Genomic DNA, 14,689 nt, shown 5'->3' with positions numbered 1-14,689 from the left:
TAGTTGTCATTTTTTTAATTTTTAATAACTAATGATAAATTTATTACTCATCCTAGCTCTGGGATTCCTAGGAAGTTTTGGACATTGCGTTGGCATGTGTGGTCCCTTGGCAGTTGCGTTTTCCCTGTCTCATAAGCAGGAAACTCCTCATTGGCGACAGCAATTGCAATTTCACGTTCTCCTAAATTTGGGACGGATGCTGAGCTATGTTCTTGTTGGTGCGGGGATTGGGGCGCTTGGTTCGGTATTGCTTGCCAGTGGACAAATGGCAGGTATCGGTAGCCAATTACGCCAATGGATGGCGATTCTTACTGGCATTTTGCTGATTTGGTTTGGTATTGGACAAATAAAACCAGACTTTCTGCCTCGAATTCCATTGCTGCACCCTCTTATGCAAAGTCGTTTACACAACCACCTCAGTCAGGGAATGGTTAAGCTTTCTCTCCAAACCAAATGGTGGACACCAGCGCTTTTGGGTATGACTTGGGGTTTAATGCCTTGTGGTTTTCTGTATACTGCTCAAATTAAAGCTGCAGAAACTGGCAATTTGTGGATGGGTGCAGCAACAATGCTGGCATTTGGGATCGGAACTCTGCCTACAATGTTAGGTGTGGGTGTGTCTACGTCGTTAGTTAGTAAAGACAGGCGCAGTCAATTGTTTCGCTTGGGTGGTTGGGTGACTCTCACAATTGGTGTGCTAACCCTGTTGCGGACTGGCGACACAATGGTAGATTACACCGGACATGGAGCGTTAGTTTGTTTAATTCTGGCGCTTGTTGCTCGTCCCATCAGCAACTTGTGGGCAGCACCTTTGCGTTATCGTCGTGCGTTGGGAGTCGGTGCTTTTGTGTTGTCTTTGGCTCACACTGTCCACATGATGGAACATTCACTGCAATGGAATTTTGCAGCCTTTTTGTTCTTGCTACCAGATTATCAGGTGGGCATGGCTTTGGGTGCTGTAGCACTGGCGCTGATGACTCCCCCTGCCCTGACCAGTTTTGACCGTTTGCAGAAGTCTTTAGGCAAGCGCTGGCGAGCAATTCATTTGTTAAGCGTGCCAGCTTTACTATTAAGCACGATTCATGCTGTGATAATTGGCTCCCACTATTTTGGTTCTTCTCAAGTTACCTGGGAGAATAAATTAGCGGCAGTGCTTCTGGGAATTGTCACCTTGATTGTGTTGCTGGTGCGTTGGCGCTTTTTCTGGTCAATGTTGTCTTTACAGAAATTTTATGTTCCCTCAAAAAAGTCCTAGGAAAAGATGTGATCCCTCCAATCCCCGACAGGGATTGAGCGCAGCAAAGAGGAGTCTAAAAAAACAAGTATTATTACTCTTTGTATTTGTTCTATTTTTAACTATAGGTTCCCCAGCCATTGCCCACAAGGTCAAGACTGAAGGAAATGTTGGCGCGACCTTACACGTAGAACCAAATGATAACCCCCGCGCCGGAGAGCCAGCAAAAACCTGGTTTGCTCTGACTCGCAAAGGTGGAAAAGTTATCCCTTTAGCCGAGTGTAATTGTCAATTAGCTGTTTACGCTGAACCTCACTCACCTAGTGAACCACCACTCATTGAACCGTCCTTACAAGCTGTTTCGGTAGAACGGTTTCAAGGCATACCTGGTACGGAAATAACTTTTCCGAGAGCTGGAGCGTATCAGCTACAACTGAGTGGTAAACCTAAAGATGGAAAGAGTTTCCAGCCATTTGAGCTAAAGTTTCCAGTTACCGTGGCAGTTGGTTCAGCAACAAATAATAATGTACAAGAATCACAAACTGTGCAGAATGTCAATCAAAGTGTCACCGAAGAGCGAACTCAGGGAGTGCCATTTTGGGCGATCGCCCTTTCACTTCTTTTAGCAGTTGGTGTCTTCTTCGGGGTACTACGCATGGTGAAAAAAAGGGAGGGCTGATGAGGAGGATGAGGGGGATCAGGTCTATTTTACCCATTTACCCCCTTTTTAAGGGGGTCGCCGCAGGCGTTCTGATCTTATCCCTCCTCATCCTCCTAATCTTCCGCACTCTACTTATGCCGATTCTGGTGCCACTGCCAAGCGTGAGTGATAATATCTTCAATAGAAGAGTATTGTGGATGCCAGCCTAGGATTTTTCGGGCTTTCTCGCTAGTGCCAATGAGTGCGGGTGGATCACCGGGACGGCGATCGCACTGCACGACTTTGATATCTTTTTGTGTCACTTGCTTTGCAGCTTCAATAACTTCTTTAACTGAGAAGCCGCTACCATTTCCTAAATTAAAAACTTCGCTATCGCCGCCTTTCAATAAATATTCCAATCCCAAAACGTGGGCGTCTGCTAAGTCGCTGACATGAATATAATCTCGAATGCACGTTCCATCTGGCGTGGGATAATCAGTGCCGAAAACCGAGATAGACTCGCGCTTACCCAAGGCAGTTTGCAAGACAAGGGGGATCAAATGGGTTTCTGGGTTATGGTCTTCTCCTAATAAGCCATTGGGAGCGGCACCAGCGGCGTTAAAATAGCGGAACCGCACCGACTTAAAATCATAAGCAACATCAAAATCAGAGAGAATCCGTTCTACCATCAGCTTGGTAGCACCATAAGGGTTAATTGGATTCTGGGGATGGTCTTCCGGGATTGGTATAACTTCAGGTACCCCGTATGTTGCACAAGTAGAAGAAAATACAAATTTCTTAACAGACGCTGCGAGCATGGCTTCTAACAGAGTTAGGGTGCCGAGAACGTTGTTACGGTAATACTTTGCAGGATCGGTTACGGATTCTCCTACATAGGCATAAGCCGAAAAGTGCATCACGGCGGCGATCGCTCGTGTATTGAACAAATCATCCAACAGGGGGCGATCGCCAGTATCTCCCACTACAAGTTCTACCTGTAAAACTTTTTCAACCAAATCCCGGTGTCCGTAAACGAGATTATCGAGTATTATCACGTCAAAACCTGCTTGCTTAAGAGCAAGCACTGTATGGGAGCCGATATATCCAGCACCCCCGGTCACCAAAATAGTAGGTTTTCCAGGCGACATAGTTTTTCCTTTTGACTTGATTGATTTGATTACTAAAATTAATTTAATTTACAGGAGGTAGGTTACTAATCTGGAAAATTACTGATAGTAGACGCAGTTGTAAAAAATTGCTCTAAAATCACTACGATGGTTCTCGTGGTGTGAGGGGAGCCACCCCCGTGCGGAGGTTCCCCTCCGTTGAGGGGAGTGGCGTTGTGAGGTATTTGAAGTCAGATAACAGTACGATTACAATTTGACGGTACAATAACCCCACTGCCCAAAACCTATAAAACCGACCGCAAAAAAGGATTTGAGAGTTAATCAATTTATGTTTGTACTGTTAAGTCGGGTATTACTGTGGTTACTTGTTGGCACTATCATATACAGCTTGTTCCAGAGATTTTATCCCTCAGGGACTTTTGTCGGGAGACTAATTTTAGTCATTCTGTTGCTTGTTCTACTGCTGTCGTTCATTAACCCTAATGAACCGGCTGTTGCTTCATTGTGGGGGGTAGTGTCGTTTCCACTTAAACCTCTGGGAGCATCTATCTTGCTGATGATTTTTGCAGCACAGAGGATGAAAAGCGGAGGCACACTGGACAAACCAGGAGGATACTTACTCGGCTGGGCGCTGACAATTTTGTTGTTAGCAAGTACCCCAGCTGTCGCTTACTTCCTAGTTCGCTCACCAGTCGCAATGCTGGGGCAACCATACTTAGCCAATCAGGAAATTATCCAAAATGTGCGGCTAGCTTCGTCTATGGTACCAGGAACACCAACATCTGAGACACTTGTCGCATTAGGACAAGATACTACCGTAACCAGCGATGGTATTACCTATGCCTCAAGAATGTCTGACATCAGAACAACACCATATCTGTTGCAAACTCCACAAGCTATTAGAACAAGGGGGTTGAGGTTAGAAGATTTTGTACCCAATGCGGAAACACTGCAATTAACAACGCGAGTCTGGGAAAGTTATCTGAATCAGATATACACTTTCCTACGTGCTCGTTAGGTGTAGATTGAGAACATGAGTACTCATAAGGTCAGTCTCTTGGCTGACCTTATTCTTTTGGGCTAGACAAAGTTTACGCTCATTGGCGCAAAAAAATGCAACGTTAATGACCAAAGACGCAGGGAGTAGGGGGCAGGGAGCAGGGAGCAGGGAGAAAACTGATCCACGTGAATTAGATTCTCCTTTTCTCCCTGCCCTCAAGCGTAGCGTGCTCGTCGTCGGGTGCTTCTGCTCCCCTACAAAGCGCTTGTGCACGCCACATGCGACAGATTGCACCGAAGCCCCTAGTTTGGTGTTCTTCTTACTAAAGATGAATGTGCCAGAAACTACTGGGACTTTAAAGTAAAATGAAGATGTTGCGTAATTCCTTGAATGGCAAATTCACGACGACTATCTAAGCTTCTTGCATACCTACGCCCTCATTGGCGGGACGCAACATTTGGCATTATTGCCTTGTTGATTGTGAATGGTTTGGGTGTTTATATCCCTCTGTTGATTCGCTCTGCTGTTGACCGACTCTCAGTAGAATTCAGCTTTAATCAAATCAAATATCTTGTTATACAAATTGTATTATTCGCTTCAGCCATGTGGTTCATCCGGATCGCCTCTCGGATTTGGCTGTTTGGCGTCGGGCGTCAGGTGGAATTTGACCTGAAACAACGGATTTTTGAACACTTATTAAAAATGGAACCGTCGTATTTTGCCATCAATAGCGCAGGCGATTTGATTAGTCGGGCGACAAGCGATGTGGACAATATCCGGCGGCTGTTGGGTTTTGCAGTCCTGAGTTTGGTAAATACTTTATTTGCCTACGTTTTCACCTTACCAGTGATGCTGGGTCTGAGTGTAGATCTGACATTAGCCTCACTAGCAGTCTATCCTTTCATGTTTTTCTTAGTATATTTGTTTAGTGATCGCTTACGCACACAACAGTCGGCTGTACAGGAGAGGATCTCTGACATCAGTGCACTGATTCAAGAGGATATCAGTGGCATGGCCTTAATAAAAATTTACTCTCAGGAAGAAAACGAGCGTCGTGCCTTTGCCAATCGAAATCGGGATCTGCTGGAGGCTAATCTCAAATTGGCAAAAAGTCGAAACACGCTGTTTCCACTGATTGGTGGACTAGCTACGGTGAGTTCTTTCATCATTATCTGGTTAGGCTCCACAAGGATTGCCAATGGAAGCCTGCCTCCTGGTGATTTTATCGCACTACTTTTGTACGTAGAGCGTCTTGTCTTCCCGACGGCTTTGTTAGGATTCACTATCACCGCTTACCAACGAGGTGAGGTGAGTATTGACCGCATTGAGACAATTTTGACTGTCACACCCAAAATAAAAGATACACAAGATACGATTGAGTTACCACTATACCAAGTCAAAGGAAAACTCACAGCAACAAACCTGAGTTACACTTACCCTGGTTCCACGACTTCCGCACTCTGTGACGTTAATTTCACGATAGCTCCTAGTGAGACTGTAGCAATTGTAGGCGCTATTGGTTCGGGGAAATCAACTTTGGCAAATGCTGTGCCAAGATTGTTGGATATTGAGCCGGGACAGTTGTTTTTGGATGGAGTGGACATTACCAAAATTGCCTTGGCTGATTTAAGAAGTGCTATCGCCTATGTCCCTCAAGATAGCTTTCTCTTCAGTACAACAATTAAAAATAATATTCGCTACGGCGATCCTGTGAGCGAACAAGAACAAGTCGAAAACACAGCCAAGATGGCGCAAATTCACCCAGAAATCATTAATTTTCCGCAACAATATGAAACTATAGTTGGGGAACGTGGCATTACTCTTTCTGGTGGTCAACGCCAACGTACTGCTTTGGCTAGGGCAATGCTAGTTAATGCCCCAGTGTTAATTTTAGATGATGCTCTTTCCAGTGTGGATAATCAAACTGCGACAGCCATCTTGAAAAATCTTTCTGGTGGTACGCAACGAAAAACAGTCATTTTCATCACTCATCAGCTTTCTGCCGCTGCTAGTGCTGACCGCATTTTCGTCATGGACAAGGGGAAAATTGTTCAAAAGGGTACGCACGCAGAACTTTTGGAGCAGCCTGGAATGTATAAAACTTTATGGAGTCAGCATCAGATAGAAGAATTATTGCATTAGACTTGTTGCGCTTAACGCTTAACGCTTAACAGGAAAATCGTGTTTTTTTCATATATTGCGGAAGTGATACGCCAAGAGCGCGTCTCTTGCTTTGCGCAATCGCAGCGAGTTAGGCGCTGAGATCTTGCACCTGATTGAAAAACCGGGTTTCTTGAGAATACCTACTCGTATAAACCTTAATTTTGAGTTCACAAACCTGGTTTTTTAGGTTTTGTTGAGAATTACCCAAGATGTCAGCGCCTAAGGGGCGCGATTACACGCCCGCAACGAATGAAACAAACACGATTTCCCTGTTAAGCGTTAAGCGTGTTTCTTGAAAGTAAAAGAATCTCGCCAGATGTTTCACGAAGTGAAACACCGCATATTTTATATTTTTGCAATAAGTTTCATAAAATCGACTCTTTAGGAGGATGTAGTTTATCTGAGTTTTGTAAAACTTAGTGAACGCACTTGCTGGGTAGCAAATTTTAAGACATATATATGAAATATCTACATTTTTAACGACTTTTCATCTTACATAAGATATGTTTATTTTGCTTTAACTAAAATTTATAAAAAATCATGATCCCAAGAATCTTGATGAAGATTCAGTGAATCTACGGTTAAACTTCGTTTGGTTCTGGTGAGCTAGGTTTATATTCTAATTACGCTAAATAGCCATATTTTTTTCGCTAAATATAATTGGCATCAGAATGTATCAGATATCCTGCACAAAAGCTGTTGATGGTGCAACGGTCGATACTTGGAAATCCCCGCAACTAACAGTTCACCCGTCAGTTAATTCTAAGTTAAAACGATTTTTAGATATTGTGGGGAGCTTAGTAGGACTACTAATTTTATCGATTTTGTTTGTACCAATAGCAATAGCAATTAGAATCGATAGTCCTGGTTCAATTTTCTTCACACAAGAACGTTACGGACTATACGGAGGCTCATTCCGTATCCGGAAATTCCGCTCTATGGTTTCAAATGCTGAGAAGTTAAAATCTTTGGTGCATAATGAAGCTGATGGATTAATTTTTAAAAATAAAAATGACTTCCGAGTCACAAGAATAGGTCGCTTTTTAAGAAGTACAAGTCTAGATGAACTCCCACAGTTTTGGAACGTTTTAGTAGGCGAAATGAGTTTAGTAGGGACACGTCCACCAACGAAGGATGAAGTGTCTCAGTATAATCAACGTCACTGGCAACGCCTAAATGTTAAACCAGGTTTGACAGGCGAATGGCAAGTTAACGGTCGTTCTCAGATAAAAGATTTTGAGCAAATTGTGGACTTAGATTTGCAGTATCAAAAGAAATGGTATCCAATGTACGACTTATTACTGATTGTGAAGACATTTTTCATGATCGTTGGTCGAGTGGGAGCTTTTTAAGGAAGTTATTAAACCCTCAATTTGGTTATAGCTATTTTGCCTGAAAAACACACATCAACATCACTACCAGGAGTGCGATCGCGCTTACCATATTCACCCTCGTAATAAAAATCATTGCCCTCAATCCGGTAGTTGATGGGTAATGGTTTGGTACAGGGTTGGCAAAACACAACTTCTGGATCTGGTTCTCCTGGAAGCAGATGAGGTAAATTTACGTTCCAAAAAGTTCCCGGTTCTAGGGGACGATTGAGTAAGTCAGCTAAAACAGAACTCGTCCAACGTGCTACCACATCCCAATCAACCTTCAGCTTCTTTTTAAGATAGCGAGAAATTGCAATACCAGGAATGCCATGCATAGCTGCTTCCCTGACAGCGGCGACAGTCCCGGAAATGTAGGCATCCACGCCCATATTGCCTCCAGCATTGATTCCGGATAATACAAATTGGACATTTTTGCAAATATGTGTTACGGCAATTCTGGTGCAATCAGCCGGAGTTCCTGCAATAGCATACTCGTTTTCAGAGCGACGATGGACATGAATTGGTTGAGTCGTGGTGACTTGATGTCCACAACCAGAAAGATGATCTCTGGGAGCGGCTATTATAACTTCTTTACCATTTACAGCTTTCAGGAGCGCTTGAATACCAGGAGCGTCGATCCCGTCATCGTTGGTGAGAATCAAAGTCATAGATTGTCTACTTAGGACTTGTACAAATATAAGCAACAAAACCGATTTTGAAGCAAATTTGCTTTGAAAGCAATTGCTCAACCGGCAACAGTGTGCGTTCTTCTCAAAACAAATTTCTATACATAAGGTAAGTTGCTAGTGACTGTAGAAAATATATTTTAAGTACAATATTTTATTAAGTTCTTAAATATACTTAAAATTGGGAAGATTTATACTGAAGTGTTGTTTGATAACTAGACCTCTCCAAAAATAGCTATGAAACCTTGACGGCGCTTGCACTAAAAATAGATTTTTGGAGAGGTCTACTAGCAACTTTGTTTACATACACAGAGGTAGCTGTAGATAAGTGGAAAATTAGATGTATATTATGTCAGTCGTGAAAAAACTGCAAAATTCTCCAAATTATTACTTATACTATCATTTGTAAAAAAACGTATCTTGTCTAAGTATTGAATGACTTGATATACACTCAAAAGAGATGAAATAAAGATTTAAAAAAAATCGCGATTCTTGTTTAGATCTTTATACTTAATTCTCAAAGATTTTCTTACTGTTGTAAATACGTCTTTTGTCAATCAACAGCTGAGTAGATTGACCATTAGATTGTTTAAGAAATATTAATTAAATTGAGAAATTCAGAAATTGGTTCTTGCTCATGGAAGTATTAAAATCTGGGAAATCTACCGAACAGAGATTGCGTCTTCATTTTTTAGACGGTTTACGTGGATTGGCATCTCTGTATGTGGTTCTTGTCCACATACAGAGATATATGGGAGAACAAGTACCTGTATTTTTGCAAATTATAGGCAGAAGTGTTAAATATGGAAATTTTGCTGTAGCGATTTTCATTGTGCTTTCGGGCTTTGTTTTGATGCTGCCAGTAGCCCGTTCGCAAAAGGGTTATCTTCCTGGAGGTTTCTGGGATTATATCCAACGGCGATCCCGTAGAATCTTACCTCCTTACTATGCTGCTCTCTTTTTTAGTTTGCTAACAGCAGTCATCATATTAGGATTTATTCACTTTTTTAATTTCAAGTGGCATGAATCTCCGGAATATGGAGAATTTCATGCTTTCTTTTCCCCTCTTGACGTAATTACACACTTGCTACTCATTCACAATTTCACTCTTGACACACTGGGTTCTATTAATTCACCTATGTGGACTGTTGCAACTGAGTGGCAAATATACTTTTTATTCCCACTATTATTGTTACCTATATGGCGGCGTTTCGGCTTATTTTCCGCTGTGATCAGTGCTTTTTTAATTAGCGTAGCACCATTGTATCTTTTGAATGGATTTTTGGAAGCAGCTCATCCTTGGTTTCTCGGCTTATTTGCTTTGGGTATGGCAGCAGCAGATATTATCTTTTCTGAAAAACCAAAGTTAATTGCGATCAGAAACTCGTTGCCTTGGAACGTGCTTGCGATTGTATTCATTGTTCTTGCCCTGATAGCCGGAGCGCAACAACTGGGAGTTGTTGCCATGATAACCGGATCGCAACAACTGGGATTTAATGCTTGGATTAGTGATAGTTTTTGTGGTTTGGCAACAGCTTGTCTACTAGTTTACTGTAGCAACTCAGTTATAAAAGGCAAAAATACACCTCTCGTTCTGCGGTTATTTGAGAGTCGTTGGGCAATTGCACTCTCAACATTTTCTTACAGTTTATATCTCACTCACGGAGTCGTAGTAACAGTGGTGGGTAATTTCCTTCTTAATCTTCACATGCCGCCAACTGAATTTATCACAATATTTTATCTGGTGGCTTTACCACTGTCTTTACTCATTGGTTACTTATTTTACTTAGTTTTTGAGAGACCATTTATGTCTAATTTTTTGAAAAAGCGCAAGGTAAAAGATGCAGTCAATTAATTCCACTAAAGAGTCAAAGAAGAAGCGGAGGGGAAGCGAACAGGGAGCAAGGGAGAAAGTATCTTAGTAATAATTAATCTCTCAAAAAACACAGGGGTGTAGGGGTGTAAGGGTGTAGGGGTGTAAGGGAGCCACTGCCGTGCGCGGGTTCCCCGCGTTGAGGCATGTGGCGTGAGCCAGTACTTGATGAGGGTCTCCCGACAGAGGTATCTGGTGAGACCAGCGCTGCAGAGAGAAGTGCCTTGCGCGGGTTCCCCGCGTTGTGGCAACTTCGGAGAGGGTTTCCCGACAGAGGCGACTGGCGAACCCGAAGGGCGTGAAAAAGGTGTTTTTTTCATCTTTTGCTGGCTGCGAAGCCGCAAGTCTTAGGCTCAGATCTTGCACGTACCCATCTTCATAAAGTGTAAATTGACCAGTATCAGGTGAAATACTAGGACTTACGCACCGTAACGCAATTCCGTGAAGCTCGTCGGGGGAATCCTCTCCTGACGACAAACTTCACATCCGCAGCGAGTGCAGCGATCCCGCAATCTGCCGCAATCTCAAAACTTGATTTTATTTTACAGTGTGTAAGTTCTGAATATGTAGCCGGACTTGGATGTAAACGTGTAAAAATTCGGCTACCTATGTCTTTAATCGCTGCCTAATTCATCCCGCAAAAAAAGCAAGCCCAAAATTTAGATGTTGGACTTTAGATTAATTTCTATATAAACGCCAAGCTGTTTACATACAAAGAGTTTTGGACAAATAGCTCAAATTTTCGCGGTTTGTTGGAAGCGAACCTCAAAAACCCTACATAGACTAGGATTGGTGAGAATTTATCAAATTATTAGTCTAAAGTCCAGTTAGATGCAGTTGGCAGAAAAATCACTTAAGTGCTTGACCGTTGCATAAGTCCTGATATAATGTACAAAGGAAAAAAATTCATCCCAACTTCAAGGGTGCTTAGGCCAAATCTCTCAATAAATTCACCAAACAATGGCTAAGCCCGAAATGAGTGAAGCATTTACCCAATTCTTGTTGCATAATTACCTAACTTTGAAAAAGCTTCAAAAACAGAAGCCTTATTTCTGTTGTTGAAGATTTGGGTTGAACGTGCGTTGCTCCAGTGAGCACGTAATTTTTGCGAGCTTTTAGGGCTTAAATCAATTGCTCTAAAATTCAGGGTTCTGCCTTTCTTCGGGTCATCTGCAGTTAAGACGTTAACGAAGAACTTGATGGAGGCAAAATAATGAACAATACAGATTCTCAATCTCAGGCGCTTCAAAGCAATGTCTCGGGTCAACAAATTCCCGATGTCATCCCTAATCCCAGCAATGGTCAAAATTCCACTCTTAATCTGAATGGAGAAGGTACTGGAATTTGCAAAGGTGTACAAGATACCATCGATTCTTGGACTAACAACGGCTCTGGTGGGAATGGTACTCAGATTAATGGCAATAATGCAAGCAGTACTCTGCCTGCTCTCTCTAGTTATGATCCGAGCCTCGTCAACAATGGCAACAACAATCTTTCTGGTGGTAGCAATGGAGATCCTCTGACTGGAGGACAAGACACCCTCGTCGGTGACTCTAATCCAGACCAGCTCACTCAGGACTTTAACAGTTCTAGTGGCACATCTCCATCCCCTAATTCTGCAACGACACCTGCATCCCCCTCTTCTTCAACGCCAACAGCAAATAACTCTGGTATGTACTACGTTTCACCGGATGGTAATGATAGCAATCCAGGTACAAGTGATAAACCTTGGAAAACTGTTAATTATGCGGTTGGGGAGAACTCTGTTGTCAAGGCTGGTGACACTATTCTGGTTCAACCAGGTACATACAATGAGCAAATTACCCTTGGTAAATCTGGTAACAGTGAGTCTGGTAATATCACACTTAAAGCCAATGGTAATGTCACAATAAATGACCCTGATCCTAATAATGGAGCCTTCGGAGAAGGACTTATTCAGTCAGCTGGCAAAGGCTACTGGACCATTGATGGCTTCAATATTCAGAATAGTGCCTGGGGTGGAATCGCTTTACGTGATGCCAACAATATGACTGTTCAAAACAACCATACCTACAATTCTGGCTCTTCAGGCATCATCGTCATGCCTGACCAGTACTTCCAGGGTGGAGAAGCTGAGGTTACTAGTAAAAATATCAAGGTGCTCAACAACATTGTCGAAAAAAGCAATGAGAAATGGCCAGGTGGCACAGGCGACAATTCTGTATCTGACCCAACTGGTACACAAGAGTCCCTGAGCATTTGGGGTGTCGATGGGTTTGAGGTGGCTAATAATACCGTTAAAGATGGCAAACGCGAAGGTATTGACGTCAAAACAGGTTCTCGCAATGGCTCTGTTCATGACAACAATATAAGTGGTCAAGCCTCGCTTTCTGGCACATATGGAGGCTATCAAGGTGGTCCTGCTCTTTACATAGAGGGTAATCGTTCTGCTTCATTTAACATCGATGTCTACAAGAATGTAGTCACTGGAAACGTTGCTGATGGAATTGTTGTTGCAGATGAAGTGCCTGAACAAGGGGATGTCTCTAACATCCGAGTTTACGACAATATTGTTTCTGGAAATGGAAAAGAAGGTATGAATCCTGGTAACGGCATTGCCGTGACTAGTAACGTTCGTAACGTTGAAATTTTCAACAATACCGTTGATAATAATGTCCAAGCCCTTAACATTGATGGCAGCGGTTATGTCAGTGGCGGCTATAAACCAACCGACATTGTGGTACGCAACAATAAGTTTACTAATAGTAGCTACCGGAATGGGTTGATTGAAGATGCAGGCAATGTGACTTTGGATAGTAACTCGTTCTCAAACAAGTTTGACAAGCTGTATGAAGGTGGAACTGGAATTGACAACATGAAGGAGACCAACAACATCAAGGTTTAGTCAGTAGGATTTGTCAACCCAAGTAGGCAATGACTTTCACCTCGCATCTGGATCGTCAGCAATTGGTCAGTATGATCAACATGACTTGGATAGTGTACAACGACCTCAAGGTGCTGGCACTGATATGGGTGCTTATGAGTATGGAAGTCATGCTTAAAAATACGGCTGTGTGAAAGGTTCGAGCAAAAGTTAGGGATGAGGCAACATATTGTCTGTGGGTAAGCTGGATACTAACAAAGACGGTGGTTGTGATCCACACATACACTGACACTCATCCTTAAAACATTGCTAACAAGAGGAGTGATTTTACAAAGTTGATTCAGCTTTAGTGAAATCACTCTCTTTAACCAAAGTTTTTCATAGCAAGGAGCGATGGCGCAGAGCACACCGTTTTTTGAACGGTGCGCTCCTTTTCTCTGTTAATCTGGATTCATCTGCGTATATCTGCTGTTCTAAGTAGCCCTCAAATTCAGATTTTTGTCTAAAATATATTAAAATTCTCGACCACACATAGAATCAACAACTGTAAGTGGTTTGTTTTTATTCTGTTCACGACAAAGTAAAGTTTGAGCTAGACGTTGCTGATAGTAGTATTGATGAGCAGTCCAGCCCACAGGCGTACCAGCAATTGTACCAATTATTAAACCAGTAAGTAGGCTCTGAATAAGGTGCTTTCTTTTGATAGTATTTTGTCTAACAGATATCTCTTCTTTAAACATAAAAATTCTTCCTTATATTCCTTCCAAAAACTACACAATCAATATAGCTAAAAGCTAATTTGCTTTACAATTATTCTACTTTTTAACTTACACTTATCTATATATTTAATACTTAATCACAAACTTTCATCTGAAAGTGCAATTTACCTGTGACAATACTATTTTTAATAGTATCTGAAGACAGCCGAGAAAAATGCAAATATCCAATTAGTAAACATAGATAAACACAGATGTAAATAATACAATCTATTAACTCTGTGCTCATCTATGATTTTTTGTCTGCTACTTAGCAAAAATTATGTCATCTGATATTTTCAGAATTTTAGATTTGTGCACCTGGTTTGGCTTCAGCACCCATTGGTGAAACGTAATCGCGGAAAAGAGTGATTTGCTGCTCATAATCTACTTGGATAATTTTGCTGAGCAGTTGTTGAGCTTCCTCGGAAAGCTTATAGTCTGGAGGCATAGGAATGATAATAATTTGATCCATACCTTGGGATAAGCGATACCAAAACAGTAGTTTGGTTGTATCGCTTAAGGAGCCGTACATCCGGGTATAATCAGTATCTGCTTTGTTAATCAAATCACGCTGAAATTGCAACTGTTCTTCGTGGGAGAATTCTTTAACTTGATTGAACAAACCGTCAGCAATTTCTGGAGAAACAGTACTTGCTCCAGGCGCAGCAGGTGTGATAGAACCACCCATTTCTTTGTAAACGAACCAAAATAAAGCTAGTTGTTCATCTACGTCCAACCCTTGCCAAGCTGTAACATATTCACGAATAGTTGGATCACCCGTTTGAGTAGATGTCATAAAAAACTCCGATTGCCATAAATTACCAACACTATCAAGGGTATCAAACGTCTATTGAGTATTTAACCCCACTCAAGGCAGATGTATCGAAATCAAACAGAAGAATAAGAAAACAAACAATAGAGTGGGATTTTAGAAAAATTCTACATTTTTTATGATGATTTTTCAGAAGACAC

General features: G+C 42.0%; 12 protein-coding genes. 8 read left to right on the top strand and 4 right to left on the bottom strand.

Features of this window, described 5'->3' with window-relative positions:
• Nucleotides 1-31: 31 nt before the first annotated feature.
• Nucleotides 32-1,255, top strand: coding sequence for an urease accessory protein UreH domain-containing protein (locus DP114_RS24365; RefSeq protein ID WP_171977348.1), 1,224 nt, complete (start codon nt 32-34; stop codon nt 1,253-1,255).
• Complete coding sequence (locus tag DP114_RS24360; protein ID WP_246162735.1) at nt 1,233-1,913, top strand: hypothetical protein; 681 nt, start codon at nt 1,233-1,235, stop codon at nt 1,911-1,913. The genes DP114_RS24365 and DP114_RS24360 overlap by 23 nt, the downstream gene beginning before the upstream one ends.
• Before the next feature lie 110 nt (nt 1,914-2,023).
• Here DP114_RS24360 and galE read toward each other — a convergent pair whose 3' ends face one another.
• A complete protein-coding gene (gene galE, locus DP114_RS24355) occupies nt 2,024-3,022 on the bottom strand; it encodes a UDP-glucose 4-epimerase GalE (protein ID WP_171977347.1) in 999 nt (332 codons plus the stop codon).
• 307 nt (nt 3,023-3,329) lie between these two features.
• Here galE and fraI point away from each other — a divergent pair, with 307 nt between their 5' ends.
• The 3 genes from fraI (at nt 3,330) to DP114_RS24340 (ending at nt 7,516) form a co-directional block, all read left to right on the top strand.
• Nucleotides 3,330-4,019 (top strand): septal nanopore formation protein FraI, encoded by a 690-nt coding sequence (fraI, locus tag DP114_RS24350; RefSeq protein WP_169268443.1) that lies wholly within the window; start codon nt 3,330-3,332, stop codon nt 4,017-4,019.
• A gap of 372 nt (nt 4,020-4,391) precedes the next feature.
• On the top strand, nt 4,392-6,143 hold the full coding sequence (locus DP114_RS24345; RefSeq protein ID WP_171977346.1) for an ABC transporter ATP-binding protein: 1,752 nt from the start codon (nt 4,392-4,394) through the stop codon (nt 6,141-6,143).
• Nucleotides 6,144-6,835: 692 nt separating this feature from the next.
• Nucleotides 6,836-7,516, top strand: coding sequence for a sugar transferase (locus tag DP114_RS24340; protein WP_171977345.1), 681 nt, complete (start codon nt 6,836-6,838; stop codon nt 7,514-7,516).
• Nucleotides 7,517-7,524: 8 nt separating this feature from the next.
• Here DP114_RS24340 and surE read toward each other — a convergent pair whose 3' ends face one another.
• On the bottom strand, nt 7,525-8,205 hold the full coding sequence (gene surE / locus DP114_RS24335; RefSeq protein ID WP_169268446.1) for a 5'/3'-nucleotidase SurE: 681 nt from the start codon (nt 8,203-8,205) through the stop codon (nt 7,525-7,527).
• 655 nt (nt 8,206-8,860) lie between these two features.
• Between surE and DP114_RS24330 the strand changes: the two genes are divergently transcribed.
• The 3 genes from DP114_RS24330 (at nt 8,861) to DP114_RS35310 (ending at nt 13,137) form a co-directional block, all read left to right on the top strand.
• Complete coding sequence (locus DP114_RS24330; protein ID WP_171977344.1) at nt 8,861-10,078, top strand: acyltransferase family protein; 1,218 nt, start codon at nt 8,861-8,863, stop codon at nt 10,076-10,078.
• A 1,231-nt stretch (nt 10,079-11,309) separates the two neighbouring features.
• The gene (locus tag DP114_RS24325; RefSeq protein WP_246162733.1) at nt 11,310-12,980 is read left to right on the top strand and encodes a right-handed parallel beta-helix repeat-containing protein; all 1,671 of its coding nucleotides are present in this window, start codon (nt 11,310-11,312) and stop codon (nt 12,978-12,980) included.
• Nucleotides 12,981-12,990: 10 nt separating this feature from the next.
• Complete coding sequence (locus DP114_RS35310; protein ID WP_246162731.1) at nt 12,991-13,137, top strand: choice-of-anchor Q domain-containing protein; 147 nt, start codon at nt 12,991-12,993, stop codon at nt 13,135-13,137.
• A 334-nt stretch (nt 13,138-13,471) separates the two neighbouring features.
• Here the strand turns inward: DP114_RS35310 and DP114_RS24320 are convergent, their stop codons facing one another.
• Complete coding sequence (locus DP114_RS24320; protein ID WP_169267417.1) at nt 13,472-13,699, bottom strand: hypothetical protein; 228 nt, start codon at nt 13,697-13,699, stop codon at nt 13,472-13,474.
• A 322-nt stretch (nt 13,700-14,021) separates the two neighbouring features.
• The gene (locus DP114_RS24315) at nt 14,022-14,513 is read right to left on the bottom strand and encodes an orange carotenoid protein N-terminal domain-containing protein (RefSeq protein WP_169267418.1); all 492 of its coding nucleotides are present in this window, start codon (nt 14,511-14,513) and stop codon (nt 14,022-14,024) included.
• Nucleotides 14,514-14,689: the final 176 nt, after the last annotated feature.

Source organism: Brasilonema sennae CENA114, from assembly GCF_006968745.1.
Classification (GTDB): domain Bacteria; phylum Cyanobacteriota; class Cyanobacteriia; order Cyanobacteriales; family Nostocaceae; genus Brasilonema; species Brasilonema sennae.
The sequence above is the reverse complement of the archived record's forward strand: the minus strand, read 5'-3'. Positions and strand labels throughout refer to the sequence as shown.

Excerpts from the sequence above, each read along its gene's own strand:
- DP114_RS24330 (WP_171977344.1), top strand. The coding sequence starts at position 8,861 with ATGGAAGTATTAAAATCTGGGAAATCTACCGAACAGAGATTGCGTCTT.
- DP114_RS24365 (WP_171977348.1), top strand. The coding sequence starts at position 32 with ATGATAAATTTATTACTCATCCTAGCTCTGGGATTCCTAGGAAGTTTT.
- surE (WP_169268446.1), bottom strand. The coding sequence starts at position 8,205 with ATGACTTTGATTCTCACCAACGATGACGGGATCGACGCTCCTGGTATT.
- DP114_RS24325 (WP_246162733.1), top strand. The coding sequence starts at position 11,310 with ATGAACAATACAGATTCTCAATCTCAGGCGCTTCAAAGCAATGTCTCG.
- fraI (WP_169268443.1), top strand. The coding sequence starts at position 3,330 with ATGTTTGTACTGTTAAGTCGGGTATTACTGTGGTTACTTGTTGGCACT.
- galE (WP_171977347.1), bottom strand. The coding sequence starts at position 3,022 with ATGTCGCCTGGAAAACCTACTATTTTGGTGACCGGGGGTGCTGGATAT.
- DP114_RS24345 (WP_171977346.1), top strand. The coding sequence starts at position 4,392 with ATGGCAAATTCACGACGACTATCTAAGCTTCTTGCATACCTACGCCCT.
- DP114_RS24315 (WP_169267418.1), bottom strand. The coding sequence starts at position 14,513 with ATGACATCTACTCAAACGGGTGATCCAACTATTCGTGAATATGTTACA.
- DP114_RS24320 (WP_169267417.1), bottom strand. The coding sequence starts at position 13,699 with ATGTTTAAAGAAGAGATATCTGTTAGACAAAATACTATCAAAAGAAAG.
- DP114_RS24340 (WP_171977345.1), top strand. The coding sequence starts at position 6,836 with ATGTATCAGATATCCTGCACAAAAGCTGTTGATGGTGCAACGGTCGAT.
- DP114_RS24360 (WP_246162735.1), top strand. The coding sequence starts at position 1,233 with ATGTTCCCTCAAAAAAGTCCTAGGAAAAGATGTGATCCCTCCAATCCC.